The organism is Micromonospora sp. DH13, assembly GCF_020873825.1.
GTDB classification, from domain to species: Bacteria; Actinomycetota; Actinomycetes; order Mycobacteriales; family Micromonosporaceae; genus Micromonospora; species Micromonospora haikouensis.
On the sequence record NZ_JAHWGR010000024.1, the window covers coordinates 35,280 to 52,011 of the forward strand.

Sequence of the window (16,732 nt, forward strand, 5' to 3'; positions counted from 1 at the left end):
GAACGGGCCGCTCGCATTCGCGATGATGGGCGGGTGGGGGAGGACCGAGGCACCAGCGCGACAACGACCGACACGTCCGGACGACGCGGCCCGGGGGGCGGCCGGGGGGTCGACCCGCCGGCCGCCGCGCCGGGTTTCGGCCTGGACGCCGCCGGCGGGCTGGCCGCGCTGCGCGGCCTGCTGGCCCGGCCCCTGGCCTCCTACTATCTGCTGATCTCCAGCGCCGGCCTGCTGCTGGTCATCGGCCTGACCATGGTCTTCTCGGCCACCAGCGTGAAGAACTACGCCGAGGAGGGCAACGCCTTCGCCGACGCCACCCAGCAGGCGATCTTCGCGGTGATCGGGGTGGTGGCGTTCTGGGTGTGCCAGCGGCTGCCGGCGAGCACCTACCGGTCGGTGGCCGGCACGGCGCTCGGCGTCGCCGTGGTGCTGCTGCTGGTGCTCAACCTGCTGCTCGCGCTCAACTCGTTCTTCGGGGTGAAGCGGGTGGGGCCGCTGGAGGCCAACCTGCTGTGGCTGTTCGTCGGCGGCGTCCAGCTCCAGCCCTCCGAGCTGGCGAAGTTCGCGCTGGTGCTGTGGGGGGCCGACGTGCTGGCCCGCAAGGGCGCCCGGCTCGGCTGGTGGAAGGAGCTGGCCACCCCACTGTTCCCCGTGGTAGCGCTGCTGTTCGTGCTGGTCGGCTACAACGACGTCGGCACGATGCTCTGCCTGCTTGCCCTCGTCGTCGGCCTGCTCTGGGCGGCCGGCGTGCGCACCAAGGTCTTCGCCGTGCTGTCGGTGATCGGGCTGGTCGGCATCGGGCTGCTCGTCGCCGCCGCCTCGCTGGGCGCGGGTTCGGGGGCGAAGGGGCAGGAGAACTACCGGCTGGCCCGGCTCACCACCTTCGTCAACCCGCCGCCGCCGCAGGAGTGCTTCGCCGAGCAGTGCTACCAGGTCGCCCAGGCCCGCAACGCCATCGAACACGGCGGCTGGTTCGGCGTCGGGCTGGGCAAGAGCAGCTTCAAGTTCGGTTGGCTGCCCGAGGCGCACAACGACTTCATCTTCGCCGTGCTGGCCGAGGAGCTGGGCGTGGTCGGCTGCGTCGTGCTGATCACCCTGTTCGCGGTGCTCGGCTACACCGGGCTGCGCATCGCCCGGCGGGTGGAGGATCCGTTCCGTCGGCTCGCCGCCGCCGGGGCCACCACCTGGCTGGTCGGGCAGGCGATCATCAACATCGGCGGGGTGACCGGCCTGATGCCGCTGACCGGCGTGCCGCTGCCGTTCATCTCCGACGGCGGAAGCGCCCTGGTGGTGACCATGGCGGCGATCGGGATGCTCGCCTCGTTCGCCCGCTGCGAACCCGACGCGGCCCGAGCCCTGCATGCCCGTCCGCCCGCCCGGTGGGTCCGACTACTCTGGGCCCCGTTGCCGCCGCTTCCCGGCCGGCGCCGTCGCCCGGCGCCGCCACCGGCGGACCGTGGGTCCGTACCCCGGTCGCGGGCGCGGCGCGAGGACGACCAGGCCGCATCCCGTGGCGCCCGGCCGGACCGGGCCCGGGGTGGGACGGCGAGCGAGAGGAGACGCTGATGGGTCCGCTGCGTTCGGTGGTGCTCTGCGGAGGAGGCACGGGTGGCCACATCTACCCGCTGCTCGCCTTCGCCGACTGCCTGCGCCGACACGACCCGGGCGTCCGGATCACCTGCCTCGGCACACCCAAGGGCCTGGAGAACGAGCTGATCCCGCCGGCCGGCTACGACCTGCGGCAGATCCCGGCCTACCAGCTGCCCCGGTCGGTCAACATGAGCCTGGTCCGCACCCCGGACCGGATGTGGAAGGCGGCCCGCGCGGCGGGCAAGGTGATCGACGAGGTCCGGGCCGACGTGGTCGTCGGCTTCGGCGGGTACGTCTCCGTGCCCGGCTACCTGGCCGCGTGGCGGCGCGAGCTGCCGATCGTCATCCACGAGGTGAACGTGCCGCCGGGGGTGGCCAACCGGCTCGGCATGAAGTTCACGAGCAACGTCGCGGTGGGCTTCCCGCACCAGCCGGCGCAGGCCGAGGCGCTGCGCGACGCCCGGGTGGTCGGGGTGCCGCTGCGCCGGGGCATCGCCGGGCTGGACCGGGCCGCCAACGCGGCCGCCGCCCGCGCCCACTTCGGACTCCGGCCGGACCTGCCGGTCCTCTTCGTCGCCGGCGGCTCGCAGGGCGCCCGGTCGATCAACCTCGCCGTCGCGGGCGCGGCCAAGGAGCTGGCCCGGCACGGCGTGCAGGTGCTGCACGTGATGGGCGCCCGCAACGAGCCGGTGCCGATCCCCAGTGACCTGCCGGTGCCGTACGTGACGCTGCCGTACCTGTCCCAGATGGAGATCGGCTACGCCGCCGCCGACCTGATGCTCGGCCGGGGCGGGGCGATGACCTGCGCCGAGGTCGCCGCGATCGGGCTGCCCACCGTCTACGTGCCGTACCCGCACAGCAACCAGGAGCAGAAGCGCAACGCGCTGCCCGTGGTGGAGGCCGGCGGCGGGCTGCTCGTGGACGACGCCGAGCTGACCCCGGCCTGGGTGGAACGCACGATCATCCCGCTGATCCGTGACCCGCACCGGCTCGCCGCGATGGGCGCCGCAGCGGCGGCGTACGGGCGGCGCGACGGCGACGAGGCGCTGCTGAACTTCGTCTACGAGGCGGTGGCCCGATGAGGGGCCGGGCCGTCGCGACCGGAAGGTTCCCGTCATGAACACCGCGCAGTTCACCCCGGCCGGCACGCTGACCGCCGAGGACCTGGGCCGGATCCACCTCATCGGCGTCGGCGGCGTCGGCATGAGCGGGCTGGCCCGGCTCTTCCTCACCCGGGGCCTGCCGGTCTCCGGCAGCGAGCTGCGGGAGTGGCCGTCGCTGGCCGGGATGCGGGCGCTGGGCGGGACCATCCACATGACCCACGAGCCGTCCAACCTCGACGGCGTCGACACGGTCGTCTACTCCTCGGCGATCCCGCAGGACCACGTGGAGATGGTGGAGGCGCGGCGGCGCGGGCTGCGGGTGCTGCACCGCTCCGAGGCGCTCGCGGCGGCGATGACCGGCCGGCGCACGGTGGCGATCGCCGGCACCCACGGCAAGACCACCACCACCTCGATGGTGACGATGGTGCTGCAGCAGGCCGGCGCCGATCCGTCCTTCGTGATCGGTGGGGAGATCTCCGAGGTCGGCTCCGGGGCGCACCACGGCACGGGCGAGCACTTCGTGGTCGAGGCGGACGAGAGCGACCGCTCGTTCCTCATCTACCGCCCGTACGTCTCGGTGATCACCAACATCGAGGCCGACCACCTCAACACGTACGGGGACCTGGCCACGCTGGAGGCGGCGTTCGCCGAGTTCGCCCGGCTCACCGACCCCGACGGGTTCATCGTCACCTGCGCCGACGACCCGGGCGGGCGGCGGCTGGCGCAGACGCTGCGGGCCGAGGGCCGTCGGGTGCACACGTACGGCGAGGCGGCCGACGCCGACCTGCGGCTGAGCGACGTCGTCTCCTCCGCGCAGGGGGTGCGCTACCTCGCCGAGATCGACGGGCGGTCGCTGGGCGAGTTCCGGCTGCCGGTGCCCGGGCGGCACATGGGGCTCAACAGCGCGTCGGCGGTGCTCACCGCGTACCTGCTGGGGTTGCCCGTCGAGGCGGCGGAGGCCGCGCTCGCGGCGTTCCCCGGGGTGCGGCGGCGCTTCGAGCGCAAGGGCGTCGCCGACGGCGTGCTGGTCTACGATGAGTACGCCTACCACCCGACCTCGATGACGCTGGCGATGCGGACGCTGCGCGAGGTGGCCGGCGAGGGGCGGCTGATCGTGGTGTTCCAGCCCTACCGGCTCTACCGCACCCGCGACCTGCAGGCGGAGATCGCCGCCGCGCTCGGCCTCGCCGACGAGCTGGTCCTGCTGGAGGTCTTCGGCCCCGGCGAGCTGCGCCAGCCGGGGGAGGGCTCGGCGGCACTGGTGGAGGCGGTGCCGCTGCCGGCCGACCGGAAGGTCTTCGTCGGCTCCTGGGAGGACGCGCCGGTCGAGGTGGCCCGCCGGGCGCGCCCGGGCGACGTGGTGGTGACGATGGGCGCCCCGCCGATCTCGCTGATGGGCGACGAGCTGCTGGCGGCCCTGTCGGCCCGCGCCGGTGACGCCGCCGGCGGTGCGGGCGGCTCGGCGGCCACCGCCGGATGAGCCCCGGTCCGGCGCGCGGCCGCACGGCCGGCGCGGACCCGGGCGGCGGCCGGCGGGGGCCGGTGCGGCGCTGGCAGCTGGTGCGGGCCGGCTCGGACGCGGTGCCGCCGTCGACCCGGCGGTTCATGGCCCGGGCCCGGCAGCGCCGGATGCGCGCGGCGCTGCCCTGGGCGGTGACCGCCGGGGTGCTGGCCGTGGCCGCGCTGGTGGCCTGGACGGTGCTCGGCACCGGGCTGCTCGGCGTGCGTGAGGTGCGGGTCGAGGGCGCCGAGCTGGTCACCGCCGTGGAGGTCCGCGAGGCCGCCGCCGTGCCGGACGACCAGCCGCTGGCGCGGGTCGACCTGGCCGCCGTCGCCCGGCGGATCGGCACCCTCGCCCCCGTGCAGCGGGCGACGGTCACCCGGGACTGGCCGGACGCGCTGGTGGTGCGGGTGGTGGAGCGCACCCCGGCGGCGGTGGTGCCGCAGGGCGAGCGGTTCGCCGTGGTCGACGGGTCCGGGGTGGTCTTCCGGTCGCTGCCCCGGCAGCCGGAGGGCCTGCCGGTGGTGCGGGTCGGCCAGCCGGGCCCGGCGGATCCGGGCACCCTGGCCGGGCTGGAGGTGCTGGGCGCGCTGACCCCGGAGCTGCGCGGGCAGCTGGTGGAGGTCGGCGTCGAGGGGCTGGCCCGGATCAGCCTGCGGCTGCGCGGCGACCGGACCGTCGTCTGGGGCGACGCCACCCGGGGGGCGGACAAGGCCCGGGTCGCCACGGCCCTGCTCGGTCGGAAGGCCGACACGATCGACGTGAGCGCGCCGGACGTGGTCACCTTCAAGTGACCGGCCGGTCAGCGGCCAGCCCGTGGTGGCGCCGGGTGGCGCGGGTCGGTCGGTGGCGTGGGCCGGAAGATGAGGCGTGGCCCTCTCCGGCGGCGACACGCCGGGCGGGTCCTTGGCTCCGGGCGTGGGGCCGCTTACGTTGCCCCGAAGAGGATCAGTAGTTGACATAACAGTAAGCCTCTAGTAGAGGGTGAGGGTTCACCTCTCGCCTCGTTGGGGGCCCGGCCGTGTCGGCGCTGGTCTGGCCAAGCCGTGTGGGGTCGGCCCATGCCAATCTCGAAGGGAAAGGACCGGAGATGACACCTCCGCACAACTACCTGGCGGTCATCAAGGTCGTCGGCATCGGGGGCGGCGGCGTCAACGCCGTCAACCGGATGATCGAGGTTGGGCTCAAGGGCGTCGAGTTCATCGCGATCAACACCGACGCGCAGGCGCTGCTGATGAGCGACGCCGACGTCAAGCTGGACGTGGGGCGCGAGCTGACCCGAGGGCTCGGCGCGGGCGCCAACCCCGACGTCGGCAAGAACGCCGCGGAGGACCACCGCGACGAGATCGAGGAGGTGCTCAAGGGCGCCGACATGGTCTTCGTGACCTGCGGCGAGGGTGGCGGCACCGGCACCGGCGGCGCGCCGGTGGTGGCCAACATCGCCCGCAAGCTCGGCGCGCTGACCATCGGCGTGGTCACCCGGCCGTTCTCGTTCGAGGGCAAGCGTCGCCAGGTGCAGGCCGAGGCGGGGATAGACGAGCTGCGTAACCAGTGCGACACGCTGATCGTCATCCCCAACGACCGGCTGCTGGCGCTCGGCGACCGCAACATCAGCATGATGGACGCGTTCCGCACGGCCGACCAGGTGCTCCTCTCCGGTGTCCAGGGCATCACCGACCTGATCACCACCCCGGGTCTGATCAACCTGGACTTCGCCGACGTCAAGAGCGTGATGAGCGGCGCGGGCAGCGCGCTCATGGGCATCGGCAGCGCCCGGGGCGAGAACCGCGCGGTCGAGGCGGCGGAGGCGGCCATCTCCAGCCCGCTGCTGGAGCAGAGCATGGACGGCGCGCGCGGCGTGCTGCTCTCCATCGCCGGCGGCTCCGACCTCGGCCTGTTCGAGATCAACGACGCGGCGCAACTGGTCACCGACGCGGCCCACCCGGACGCCAACATCATCTTCGGCGCGGTCATCGACGACGCCCTCGGCGACGAGGTGCGGGTCACCGTCATCGCCGCCGGGTTCGACGGCGGGACGCCGGCGTACAAGCCCGAGCCGAGCCGCAAGAGCAACCAGAACCAGCCGGCCCAGCCGACCACGCCGTCGCCGCCCCCGGCCACGATGCCGGCGCCCTCGCAGTCGCCGCGGCGGGTGCTCTTCGACGACGTGGACGTGCCGGACTTCCTCAAGAACGGATCCTGACGGCCGGAGATGACCGACGTGAACCCGACGGTGCGCCCGGAACCGGGGCACCCCGACCGCCGGGCCGAGCTGGCGGCCGGGCTGGCCCGGGTCCGGTCCCGCATCGCCGACGCCTGCGCGGCGGCGGGGCGGGACCGCGCCGAGGTGACCATGGTCGCGGTGACCAAGACCTATCCGGCCTCCGACGTGCTGGCCCTGGCCGGGCTCGGCGTGGTCGACATGGGGGAGAACCGGGACCAGGAGGCCGCCGGCAAGGCCGCCGAGGTGGCCGCCGCCGGGGCGACGCCCCGCTGGCACTTCATCGGGCAGTTGCAGCGCAACAAGTGCCGGTCGGTGGTCCGCTACGCCGACGTCGTCCAGTCGGTCGACAGCGTCCGGCTGGCCCGGGCGCTCGACGGCGCGGCCCAGGCGGGCCGGGACCGGCCCGTCGACGTGCTGGTGCAGGTCAGCATCGACGCCGACCCGGACCGGGGCGGGGCGCTGCCGGGCTCGGCCGACGCGGACGTCGGGCTCGGCCCGGTGGCCGAGGCGGTGGCCGGCGCGGTGGGGCTGCGGCTGGCCGGGCTGATGGCGGTGGCGCCGCTGGGCTGGGAGCCGGAGCGGGCGTTCGCCCGGCTCGCGGAGGTGGCGCAGGCGTTCCGCGCGGCCCATCCGGAGGCGGTCGCGCTCTCCGCCGGGATGAGCGGGGACCTGGAGGCGGCGATCCGACACGGCGCGACACATGTCCGCGTCGGCAGCGCGTTGCTCGGAATGCGTTCCACGCTGCGGTAGCCTGACCCGCGAGAGAAGCAAATTACATCAGTGTTGTTTCAGGAGCGGCGTCCCGTCGTCAGGGGGCGCGGCCCACGACCGCGAATCGTGGGCCGGGGATTGCTGTTCCGGTCCGGTGGGCAGGTTGTCCACTCGCGAGAAGCGACACGGCACGGGGGCGCGTGCCGCACGGCGGACGGAAGGGCGCGGGATGGGTGCACTGCGCAAGGCGGGGGTCTGGCTCGGTCTGGTCGAGGAGGACGACGAGCGGGCGTACGACGACGGTGGCTACGAAAAGGGTGGCTACCGGGAGTCGTCGCGCTACCGGCAGGGCCGGTACGCCGAGGAGTTCGCCGACGACGACGATGACGATGCCGACGAGCCGCCGGCGCCGCGGCCCCGGGCCGGCGAGCGGGGTCGGCTGACCGAGCGCTCCGCCACCCGTCCGCTGGACTCCGACCGGGACCGGGCGGACTCCGACCGGCCGGAGCGCGCCGAGCGGGTCGAGCGACCCGACCGGTCCAGCGTCCGGTCGATCACCCGCAGCTCCGGCGGGGAGGGCTCCGGCGCGCTCACCTACCACACGCGGGACAACCTCGCCCTGGCCCCGCAGGCCCAGCCGAGGGAGCGGGTGGCCCCGGTGGAGGAGGAGCAGCGTTACCAGATCACCACGCTGCACCCCACCACCTACCGCGAGGCCCGCACGATCGGGGAGCACTTCCGCGACGGCGTCCCGGTGATCATCAACCTCACCGAGATGGACGAGGCCGATGCCCGCCGGTTGGTCGACTTCGCCGCCGGGCTGGCCTTCGGGCTGCGCGGTACGATCGAGCGCGTGACCAACCGGGTGTTCCTGCTCTCACCGGCCAACGTCCAGGTCACCGCGGAGGACAAGGCCAAGATCGCTGAGGGTGGGTTCTTCAGCCTGAGTTAGCCCCGCCCGACCGAGGGACGTCGCCTGCTGTGTTGTCGATCCTGCTGCAAGTGCTGTACCTGATTCTGTATGTCTTCCTGATCATTCTTCTGGCCCGGTTTGTCCTCAGCGCGGTCCTCGCCTACGGGCGCCGCTGGCAGCCCGGCCGGGGAGCGACGGTGGGGCTGGAATCCGTGTGGAGCGTCACTGATCCGCCTCTCAAGGCGTTGAGGCGTGTGATCCCTCCGCTGCGAATTGGTACCGTGAGCATCGACCTGGCCTCCCTTGTGCTCCTGGTTATCCTGTTCGTGCTGATGGAGTTCGTGTTGAAGCGGCTGATCCTCGGGTGATGAAGACCCGCAGGTCCAGCCCGCTACGCGGCCGCAACTGACCCGAGGAGTTTCGATGCCGCTGACCCCGGCCGACGTCCACAACGTCGCCTTCAAAAAGCCGCCGATCGGCAAGCGGGGGTACGACGAGGAGGAGGTCGACGCCTTCCTGGACGAGGTCGAGCGTGAGCTTGCCCGTCTGATCGAGGAGAACAACGAGCTGCGCGCCCAGGTGGAGCGCGGCGGTCGCGGCGGTGCCCCCGCCGGTCCGGGCGGCGACGCCCGGCTCGCCGCGGAGCTCAACGACGTCAAGGCCCAGCTCGACCGGGTGCAGCGCGACAAGGTGGCCGCCGAGCAGGCCGCCCGGGCGATGCAGGCCGAGCTGGAGCAGGTCCGCGCCCAGGGTGGCCCGGCCGTGGCCGGCGACGGCGAGCAGCAGGCGCTGCGGGTGCTGATGATGGCCCAGCGCACCGCCGACGACCACGTCTCCGACGCCCGCCGCGAGGCCGACCAGCTGCTCTCCGAGGCCCGGTCCAAGGCCGAGGAGGTCACCCGCGAGGCGCGCGCCAAGGCCGACGCCCTGGAGCGCGACGCCCGCCAGCGGCACCAGGAGGCCATGGGCGGCCTCGACGCCAAGCGCACCGCGCTGCAGAAGCACATCGAGGAGCTCAAGCAGTTCGAGCGGGAGTACCGCACGCGGCTCAAGGCCTACCTGGAGAGCCAGCTGCGCGACCTCGACGGCCGTGGTCAGGGCCTGGAGGCCGAGATGACCCGGGCCGAGGGCGGCCGGGCCGTCGGGGGCAGCAACGGCCTCGCGGCCGCCGGCCTCGCCGGCTCGTACGGCGGCGGGCGCTCCGGCGCGCTGGAGTCCGGCCGCTGATCTTCGGTGCGGCGGCCGTCGTGGGGACGGCCGCCGACCGTGCCACCTGCATCCGACGCGGCGGGGGTGAGCCGTGATAGTCGCAAGCCTGTTGCTCATCCTCGTCGCGGTCGTGCTCCTGGTGGTCGGCCTCACCGGTGGCTCCAGCGTGCTGCTGGCCGCGTCCATCGCGGCCAGCCTGCTGGCCGCCGTCGCGTTGGTGGTGGGTGCCCGCCAGGCGGCCGCCACCCGGGCGGCAGCCGCGCGGGTCGACCCCGACCCGTCCGGGGAGCACCTGCCTCCGGCGGGCCGCGTCCCGTGGGACGCGGCCGAGCCCCCGCCCGGGCCGGACATTCCGGCCCAACGCGTTTCGTCCACGATCGGCGCCGACGACCCCGGGTGGCGGCAACCGCCCGGGTCGCCGGCCGCCGGGGCGGACCCGCCCGCCGACGCGGCGGGCGAGACCGCCACGCCCCTCGACGAGCCGCCCGCGCTCCGGGTGTCCCCGGCCGACGCGGCGCTGGTCGCCGAGCTCGACGCGGAGGTCCAGGTGGTGGACGGCCGGCCCCGCTACCACCTGTCCGACTGCCCCCACCTCTACGGCCGGGAGGCCGAGCCGCTGCCGGTGGCCGAGGCGGTGCGGCTCGGGTTCACCCCGTGCGCCCGATGCGCCCCGGACGATGTCCTCCTCGCCGACGCCCGGCCGCTCTGACGCCCGATGGACGACACGCTCACCGTCGCCGTGCGGGTCAAGCCGGGTGCCTCCCGTGCCCGCGTCGGCGGCCGGCACGACGGCCCGCTCGGGCCGGCACTGGTGATCGCCGTGAACGCCCCGCCGGTCGACGGCCGGGCGACCGAGGCGGCCCGCCGGGCCCTCGCCGACGCGCTCGGCGTCCGGCCGGCGGCCGTCGCGCTGCGGGCCGGGGCGGCGAGCCGGGACAAGCTCTTCGCGGTCGAGCGCCCGACGCCGGAGCTGACGGAGACGCTGCGCCGACTGCGCGACGGGGCCGGCCGGTGACGGCTGGCCGCACCGGGCCGGCATGACGCCCGGGTTCGATCTCGCACTGCTGCTCGGCGCCGGGGTGTTGCTGGTGGCGGTCGGCGCGGTCCGCTTCTCGACCCGCCTCGGCGTGCCCAGCCTCCTGGTCTATCTGGCCCTCGGGGTGGCCATCGGCGAGTCCGGGCTGGGCATCCGCTTCGACGACGTCGACCTGACCCGCACCCTCGGCTTCTGCGCCCTGATCGTGATCATCGCCGAGGGCGGGCTGACCGCCCGGTGGAGCACCCTGCGCCCGGTGCTGGGCCTCGCCTCGGCGCTGTCCACCGTCGGCGTGGTGGTGAGCATCCTGGTGGTCGGCCTGGCGGTGCACCTGCTGCTCGGGCTGGACTGGCGGCTGGCGATGCTCTACGGCGCGGTGCTCTCGTCCACCGACGCCGCCGCCGTCTTCGCCACGCTGCGCCGGCTGCGTCTGCCACCCCGGCTGGTCGCCACCCTGGAGGCCGAGTCGGGGATGAACGACGCCCCGGTGGTGCTGCTGGTGGTGCTGCTGTCCCGCTCGGCCACCGAGGCCGGTCACCCCTGGTGGTACGAGGTGCTGCTGCTCGGCTACGAGCTGGGCGTGGGCGCGGCCGTCGGGGTGGGCGCGGGGCTGGCCGGTCGGGCGGCGCTGCGCCGGGCGGCGCTGCCCTCGGCGGGGCTGTACCCGATCGCGGTGGTCGGCTTCACCGTCCTCGCGTACGCCGCCGGTGCGGTGCTGCACGCGTCGGGCTTCCTCGCCGTGTACGTGGCGGGGGTGCTGCTGGGCAACGCCCGACTGCCGCACCGGCAGGCGATCCTCGGCTTCGCCGACGGGCTGGCCTGGCTGGCCCAGATCGGCCTGTTCGTGCTGCTCGGGCTGCTGGTCTCGCCGGGCCGGCTGGAGGCGGCGGTGCTGCCGGCGGTGGTCGCCGGGCTGGCGCTGCTGCTGCTGGCCCGGCCGCTGTCGGTGGCGGTGTCGGCCACCCCGTTCCGCGTCGGCCCGCGCGAGCAGGCGTTCCTGTCCTGGGCGGGGCTGCGCGGGGCGGTGCCGATCGTGCTGGCGACCATCCCGCTGTCGCAGCGGGTGCCGGGGGCGGAGCAGCTCTTCGACGCGGTCTTCGTGCTGGTGGTGATCTTCACGGTGCTCCAGGCGGGCACGCTCGCCCCGGCCGCGCGCCGGCTGCGGGTCACCGCGCCCGCCGAGCCGGCGGAGATCCGGGTGGAGACCGCGCCGCTGGAGCGGATGAGGGCCGACCTGCTCCAGTTGGAGGTGCCGCCGGGCTCGCGGCTGGGCGGGGTGCACGTGGACGAGCTTCGGCTGCCGGTGGGCGCGTCGGTGACGCTGGTGCTGCGCGACGGGGTGGGCTTCGTGCCCGGCCCGGACACGCGGCTGAAGGCGGGCGACAGCCTGCTGATCGTGGCCACCGCCGGGGTGCGGGACGCCGCCGAGCGGCGGCTGCGGGCGGTGAGCCGCCGGGGCCGCCTGGCGCGGTGGTTTGGCGAGTACGGCGACGACCGCGACGACTGATCTGCTAGCGTTCCTTTTGCCCATTTGAGGGCTTTTCGGGGCGGATTAGCGGTGCGGCGGTGCGGCACGTTGTCGGACGCCTGTACGTTCCGTATTCTTGCCAACCTCCGGAGTGCGCGGCGGTCCTCGCTGCGCGCCCGTTTTGTTACCTGGGGGCGCCAGGCCGGTGACCCCTGTCCAGAGGCCGTGGCATGCCGCGGTCCCGTGGCGCGAGGGAGTGACGATGGTGAAGCCAGCCGACACCAGGACCGCCGGGCGCAAGCCGGTGGCCAGGACCACCCGCAGCGCCGCGGAGACCGAGAAGATCCGGGCGGCGCTGGCGGCCCGCCGCGACGAGCTGAGCGCCGAGTACGATCAGACGCTGAGCGAGATCACCGAGCTGCAGCGCGACCGGCTGACCGACTCGGCCGGGGACGACCAGGCCGACACCGGCACCAAGACGTTCGAGCGGGAGCAGGAGATCTCACTCGCCAACAGCATCCGGGAACGGATCACGCAGGTCGAGCGGGCCCTGGAGCGGCTCGACGAGGGCGGCTACGGCTGGTGCGAGAAGTGCGGCGACCCGATCCCGGTGGAGCGGCTCGCCGCCTTCCCGTCGGCGACCCTCTGCGTGAAGTGCAAGCAGCTGGAGGAGCGGCGCTGACCTCGCTCCCCGGCCGGTCAGGGCGGTGAGCGATCACCGCCGGGAGCGTCGATGGGGAGCAGATGACGGCTACACCGCCCGCCGGAACCGAGACCGGCACCGCCGAGCCGGGCGGAGGCAGGGCCCGACGCCGGGCGATCGTGCTCCTCGCCGGCGTCGGCCTGTTCGCCTTCCTGGCCGACCTGCTCACCAAGCACCTCGCGTTGCAGGCGCTCAGCGACCGGGAGCCGGTGAAGCTGCTCGGGGGCGCGGTCTACCTCAGCCTCACCCGCAACAGCGGGGCGGCGTGGAGCATCGGCAGCGACCATACCTGGGTCTTCCCGCTGATCACCATCGCGGTGATCGGCTGGATCGGCTGGATGGCTCTGCGGCTGCGTTCGGTGCCGTGGGCGGTCTCGCTCGGCCTGGTGCTGGGCGGGGCGCTGGGCAACCTGGCCGACCGGATCTTCCGCGCGCCCGGCCACTTCGTCGGGCACGTGGTCGACATGATCAGCCTCTTCGACCCGTACGGGCAGGTGTGGCCGGTGTTCAACCTGGCCGACAGCGCGCTGGTCTGCGGCGTGGTGCTCGCCGTGTTCCTGGAGCTGACGGGCCGCCAGCGTGACGGTTCCCGGCTCGGCCGGGACAAGCCGGCCGCCGAGGTCCCGGTCGAGCAGGGGGAGCGGGCGTGACGGCCGCGTTCGCCGCCGGCGGCGACCACCGTTCCCTGCCGGTCCCCGACGGCCTGGACGGCATGCGGCTCGACCAGGCGGTGTCCCGGCTGTTCGGGCTCTCCCGCACCGCCGCCGCGAACCTGGTCGACGGCGGGGACGCGCTGGTCGACGGCGTCGTGCGGCCGAACTCGCACAAGGTCAAGGCCGGCTCCTGGCTGGAGGTGACGCTGCCCGCCCCGGTCGCCCCGCCGACCGTCGTGCCGCAGGCGGTGCCCGGCCTCACCGTCGTGTACGCCGACGACGACATCGTGGTCGTGGACAAGCCGGTCGGCGTCGCCGCCCACCCCAGCCCCGGCTGGACCGGGCCGACCGTGATCGGCGGGCTGGCCGGGATCGGGCACCGCATCTCCACCAGCGGCGCGGCCGAGCGGCAGGGCGTGGTGCACCGGCTCGACGTGGGCACCACCGGGATCATGGTGGTGGCCAAGAGCGAGCAGGCGTACACGGCGCTGAAGCGGGCCTTCAAGTACCGCGAGGTGGAGAAGCGTTACCACGCCGTGGTGCAGGGGCACCCGGACCCGTCGCGCGGCACCATCGACGCCCCGATCGACCGGCACCCGCACCACGACTACCGGTGGGCGGTGGTCTCCGGCGGCAAGCCGAGCATCACCCACTACGACACGCTGGAGGCGTTCCCGTCGGCGAGCCTGCTCGACGTCCGGCTGGAGACGGGGCGCACCCACCAGATCCGGGTGCACTTCTCCTCGCTGCGCCACCCCTGCGTCGGTGACGTCACCTACGGCGCGGACCCGACCCTGTCGGCCCGGCTCGGGTTGGCGCGGCAGTGGCTGCACGCCCGGTCGCTGAGCTTCCAGCACCCCCGCACGGGCGACGAGGTGACCTTCGTGAGCGACTATCCCGACGACCTGGACCGGGCGCTGCGGGTCCTCCGCGACTGACCCGGTGACCAGCCGAGACCCCGGTCGGCCGGGCGGCCGCGCGGCCCGACGCCGGCCCCGCGCGCTCACCGTCGCCGCGCTGCTGTCGGTGGCGGCGGTGCTGGTCGCGGCCGGCTGGGTCGGCCGCCACGACCGGCCGGTGGGCGACCGCACGGTGGGCGAGGTGACCCGCGTCGGGGTGCCGCCCGGCGGGTCGGTCCCCGAGTACCTGCGCGCCGCCGCCGCCGAGCTCACGGCCCTGCCGTCGGGTGGGTCGCCGTCGGGCACGTACGCGCTGGTGTCGTTCGCGGACTACCTCGCGCCGGACCGGCTGGCCGACACGCTCGCCGGGGTCGCGGTGGCCGAGGTGGTGGCGCGGGCGCCGCTGCCCGGCCGGCAGACCGAGATCGTCCGACTGTCGGCCCAGCGGCTCCCGCAGGACGTGGTGGTGGGGATGGCCGGCATGGCGGGGCGCAAGGACCGCGAGGCCGCCGACCAGCGGGCCCGGGCCGCCGCCGCCGACGACGCCGAGCTGCGCCGGGCGTACGAGACCGGGGCGCTGGTCGCGGCGGGCGAGGCGGCGGCGTACCGGGCGGGGTGCGCCTGCGCCTACGCCGCCGTCGTGCGGGCCGCGCCGGACGCGCTGCGCGCCCTGGCCGCCCGGCCCGGGGTCCGCGCCGTCGACCCGGCCCCGGAGCTGCGCCGGCTGGACCGGACGGTGGTGACCCCGCCGCTGCCCGAGCAGCGCGACGTGGCCCGTCCGCCGGCCGACGCCGGCCCGACGCCGCTGGTGGGCGAAACGTCGGAAGCGGCACCGACGGCGACGGGTTCCTCACCGAACGTCGACCGGGTCGGACCCGCCGCGACCCCGTCCGGCGTCGCGACCTCCCCGGACGCGTCCGTGGGCAGCCGAACGGTGGTGGAGAAGTGACAAAGCCGAATCAGGATGTGCGCGGACCGGTGTGGTCCGAATAGGGTTTCGTTCGTAGCCTGTCAGGCGGAGATCGATGGCGCTGGGAGGGCGAGCCTTGGACGGCACGGAGACCAGCTGGGGTCGGCCGGCCGAACCAGCACCGCGGTGGCGGGCGCTGCTCGACCGGGCGCGGCTCGGCGGTCGCACCGCGGAGCAGGCCGAGGCCGACCGCCACGCCGAGGAGGCGCCGCGCGCGGCGCCCGAGCCGCTGCCCCGGCGCACGTCCGGCAACGGCTACGCCGGGCGGGCGGCGGCGATCGGCCCGCCGGGCGAGCAGTCGTACGCCGCGGAGCCCGGTTACCCGGCGGAGCCGGCGCGCGGCGGCTACCGGGCCGGGGCGAGCTACCGGGTGGACCCGGCCTACCGGATCGACCCGGCGTACCAGCCGGAGCCCCCGGGCTACCAGCAGCCGGAGCCGCCGGCCTACCCGGCCGATCCGCTGGGCTACCAGCCCGAGCCTTCCGGCTATCCGCAGGAGCCGACCTATCCGGCCGAGCCGTCGTGGCGGTCCGCCCCCGGGCGCCTCGACCCGGAGCCGGTGCGCCGCGCCGACCCGCCGCCGCCCGCCCAGTCCCGCTACTCGCTGCTCGACGGCGGCGGCTACCGCCCCGAGCCCCCGCCGGTCGAGTCGCGCTACTCGCTGCTCGACAGCGGCGGCTACCGCCCGGAGCAGGCCTACCAGCCGCCCCCGGCCGACCCGGTCTACCAGCCGCCCGTCGTGGAGCCCGCCTACCAGCCGCCCCCGGCGGAGCCGGCCTACCGGGCCGAGGCGGCCTACCCGCCCGTCGCCGAGCCGGTCTACCAGCCGCCGCCCGGGCCGCCCGCGGTGGTCGAGCGGGGCTATCCGGCCCGCATCGAGTGGCGGGCGCAGAGCGCCGAGAGCGAGCTGGAACGCGCCGCCGGGGTGCTCCGCCGCGACCTGGGCACGCCCCGGGTGCTCGCCTTCGCCAACCCCAAGGGCGGGGTGCACAAGACCACGGCCACGGTGCTGGCCGCCGCCACCGTCGGCAGCGTGCGCGGCCGGGGCGTGCTCGCCTGGGACGACAACGAGCTGCGCGGCACCCTCGGGCTGCGCGCCGGCAGCGCCCGGCACGCCCGGACGATCCGGCACCTGATCCACGACCTCGCCCAGATCGAGATCCTGGAGGGCTCCGCCCTGCTCGGCAGCCTCGACGACTACCTGCGGCACGCCGCCGACGGCTCGTACGACGTGCTGGCCGGGGAGGAGAGCCCCCGGTTCGCCCAGCGGCTCGACCAGTTCACCGTCAAGCGGGTGCTGGAGCTGCTGCGGCGCACCCACGACGTGGTCTGCGTGGACACCGGCAACAACGTGGAGAGCCCCAACTGGCGCACGGTGATGCAGGCCGCCGACCAGCTCGTGGTGACCACCGTGCCCCGGGAGGACGCCGCGTTCAGCGCCGACTGGATGCTCGACCTGCTGCACGAGGTCGGCATGGGCGAGCTGGCCGACAACGCCGTCACCCTGATCTCCTGCCCGACGCCGGGCCGCTCGCCGTTGCAGACCGACCTGGAGCGGCACTTCGCCACCCGCACCCGGGCGGTGGCCGTGGTGCCGTACGACCCGGCGCTGGAGACCGGCTCCTCGATCGAATACCACCAGCTCCAGCCGGAGACCCGGCAGGCGTGGCTGCGCGCGGCGTCGGTGATGCTGGAGCCCTTCGCCCGCTGAGCCGGCCGCGACCACGAGCCGCCGCGGCGGCCGAGCCGGCT

Annotated in this window: 17 protein-coding genes; all 17 read left to right on the forward strand. The window is 74.9% G+C overall.

The window, feature by feature from the left end; all coding sequences use genetic code 11:
- The first annotated feature begins 159 nt into the window (after positions 1-159).
- The 17 genes from LPA42_RS21755 (at position 160) to LPA42_RS21835 (ending at position 16,691) form a co-directional block, all read left to right on the forward strand.
- Positions 160-1,566, forward strand: a complete 1,407-nt coding sequence (locus tag LPA42_RS21755) for an FtsW/RodA/SpoVE family cell cycle protein (RefSeq protein ID WP_228986830.1) — start codon at positions 160-162, stop codon at positions 1,564-1,566.
- Entirely contained in the window at positions 1,566-2,672 is a 1,107-nt protein-coding gene (gene murG, locus LPA42_RS21760; protein ID WP_043967301.1) for an undecaprenyldiphospho-muramoylpentapeptide beta-N-acetylglucosaminyltransferase, read from the forward strand. The genes LPA42_RS21755 and murG overlap by 1 nt, the downstream gene beginning before the upstream one ends.
- 34 nt (positions 2,673-2,706) lie before the next feature.
- Positions 2,707-4,173 carry a UDP-N-acetylmuramate--L-alanine ligase gene (murC, locus tag LPA42_RS21765; protein WP_077939056.1) on the forward strand — a complete coding sequence of 489 codons (1,467 nt, stop codon included), beginning with the start codon at positions 2,707-2,709 and terminating at the stop codon, positions 4,171-4,173.
- Positions 4,170-4,988 (forward strand): cell division protein FtsQ/DivIB, encoded by an 819-nt coding sequence (locus LPA42_RS21770; protein ID WP_077939057.1) that lies wholly within the window; start codon positions 4,170-4,172, stop codon positions 4,986-4,988. Before murC ends, LPA42_RS21770 begins: the two co-directional genes overlap by 4 nt.
- A gap of 296 nt (positions 4,989-5,284) precedes the next feature.
- Positions 5,285-6,397: a cell division protein FtsZ gene (gene ftsZ / locus LPA42_RS21775; RefSeq protein ID WP_077939058.1), complete on the forward strand. Its 1,113-nt coding sequence runs from the start codon at positions 5,285-5,287 to the stop codon at positions 6,395-6,397.
- A gap of 9 nt (positions 6,398-6,406) precedes the next feature.
- Complete coding sequence (locus tag LPA42_RS21780; RefSeq protein WP_077939059.1) at positions 6,407-7,168, forward strand: YggS family pyridoxal phosphate-dependent enzyme; 762 nt, start codon at positions 6,407-6,409, stop codon at positions 7,166-7,168.
- Positions 7,169-7,358: 190 nt separating this feature from the next.
- A complete protein-coding gene (locus LPA42_RS21785) occupies positions 7,359-8,081 on the forward strand; it encodes a cell division protein SepF (RefSeq protein WP_043967310.1) in 723 nt (240 codons plus the stop codon).
- A gap of 29 nt (positions 8,082-8,110) precedes the next feature.
- Positions 8,111-8,410, forward strand: coding sequence for a YggT family protein (locus LPA42_RS21790; protein ID WP_043967312.1), 300 nt, complete (start codon positions 8,111-8,113; stop codon positions 8,408-8,410).
- A 55-nt stretch (positions 8,411-8,465) separates the two neighbouring features.
- Positions 8,466-9,269: a DivIVA domain-containing protein gene (locus LPA42_RS21795; protein ID WP_043967314.1), complete on the forward strand. Its 804-nt coding sequence runs from the start codon at positions 8,466-8,468 to the stop codon at positions 9,267-9,269.
- 73 nt (positions 9,270-9,342) lie between these two features.
- Positions 9,343-9,960, forward strand: a complete 618-nt coding sequence (locus tag LPA42_RS21800; RefSeq protein ID WP_077939060.1) for a hypothetical protein — start codon at positions 9,343-9,345, stop codon at positions 9,958-9,960.
- A 6-nt stretch (positions 9,961-9,966) separates the two neighbouring features.
- Complete coding sequence (locus tag LPA42_RS21805; protein WP_077939061.1) at positions 9,967-10,266, forward strand: DUF167 domain-containing protein; 300 nt, start codon at positions 9,967-9,969, stop codon at positions 10,264-10,266.
- Positions 10,267-10,288: 22 nt separating this feature from the next.
- Positions 10,289-11,794: a potassium/proton antiporter gene (locus LPA42_RS21810; protein ID WP_077939062.1), complete on the forward strand. Its 1,506-nt coding sequence runs from the start codon at positions 10,289-10,291 to the stop codon at positions 11,792-11,794.
- 223 nt (positions 11,795-12,017) lie between these two features.
- The gene (locus LPA42_RS21815) at positions 12,018-12,437 is read left to right on the forward strand and encodes a TraR/DksA family transcriptional regulator (protein ID WP_043969309.1); all 420 of its coding nucleotides are present in this window, start codon (positions 12,018-12,020) and stop codon (positions 12,435-12,437) included.
- Positions 12,438-12,499: 62 nt separating this feature from the next.
- On the forward strand, positions 12,500-13,108 hold the full coding sequence (lspA, locus tag LPA42_RS21820; RefSeq protein WP_043967322.1) for a signal peptidase II: 609 nt from the start codon (positions 12,500-12,502) through the stop codon (positions 13,106-13,108).
- Positions 13,105-14,049 carry an RluA family pseudouridine synthase gene (locus LPA42_RS21825; protein WP_077939063.1) on the forward strand — a complete coding sequence of 315 codons (945 nt, stop codon included), beginning with the start codon at positions 13,105-13,107 and terminating at the stop codon, positions 14,047-14,049. Before lspA ends, LPA42_RS21825 begins: the two co-directional genes overlap by 4 nt.
- Positions 14,050-14,053: 4 nt before the next feature.
- Positions 14,054-14,959, forward strand: a complete 906-nt coding sequence (locus LPA42_RS21830) for a hypothetical protein (RefSeq protein ID WP_077939064.1) — start codon at positions 14,054-14,056, stop codon at positions 14,957-14,959.
- Positions 14,960-15,035: 76 nt separating this feature from the next.
- Entirely contained in the window at positions 15,036-16,691 is a 1,656-nt protein-coding gene (locus tag LPA42_RS21835) for an AAA family ATPase (protein WP_077939065.1), read from the forward strand.
- The last annotated feature ends 41 nt before the right edge of the window (positions 16,692-16,732 follow it).

Bases quoted from the DNA above. Each gene is read 5' to 3' on its own strand.
- murG (WP_043967301.1), top strand. From the start codon at position 1,566: ATGGGTCCGCTGCGTTCGGTGGTGCTCTGCGGAGGAGGCACGGGTGGC.
- murC (WP_077939056.1), top strand. From the start codon at position 2,707: ATGAACACCGCGCAGTTCACCCCGGCCGGCACGCTGACCGCCGAGGAC.
- LPA42_RS21770 (WP_077939057.1), top strand. From the start codon at position 4,170: ATGAGCCCCGGTCCGGCGCGCGGCCGCACGGCCGGCGCGGACCCGGGC.
- ftsZ (WP_077939058.1), top strand. From the start codon at position 5,285: ATGACACCTCCGCACAACTACCTGGCGGTCATCAAGGTCGTCGGCATC.
- LPA42_RS21780 (WP_077939059.1), top strand. From the start codon at position 6,407: ATGACCGACGTGAACCCGACGGTGCGCCCGGAACCGGGGCACCCCGAC.
- LPA42_RS21785 (WP_043967310.1), top strand. From the start codon at position 7,359: ATGGGTGCACTGCGCAAGGCGGGGGTCTGGCTCGGTCTGGTCGAGGAG.
- LPA42_RS21795 (WP_043967314.1), top strand. From the start codon at position 8,466: ATGCCGCTGACCCCGGCCGACGTCCACAACGTCGCCTTCAAAAAGCCG.
- LPA42_RS21805 (WP_077939061.1), top strand. From the start codon at position 9,967: ATGGACGACACGCTCACCGTCGCCGTGCGGGTCAAGCCGGGTGCCTCC.
- LPA42_RS21810 (WP_077939062.1), top strand. From the start codon at position 10,289: ATGACGCCCGGGTTCGATCTCGCACTGCTGCTCGGCGCCGGGGTGTTG.
- LPA42_RS21815 (WP_043969309.1), top strand. From the start codon at position 12,018: ATGGTGAAGCCAGCCGACACCAGGACCGCCGGGCGCAAGCCGGTGGCC.
- lspA (WP_043967322.1), top strand. From the start codon at position 12,500: ATGACGGCTACACCGCCCGCCGGAACCGAGACCGGCACCGCCGAGCCG.
- LPA42_RS21835 (WP_077939065.1), top strand. From the start codon at position 15,036: ATGGCGCTGGGAGGGCGAGCCTTGGACGGCACGGAGACCAGCTGGGGT.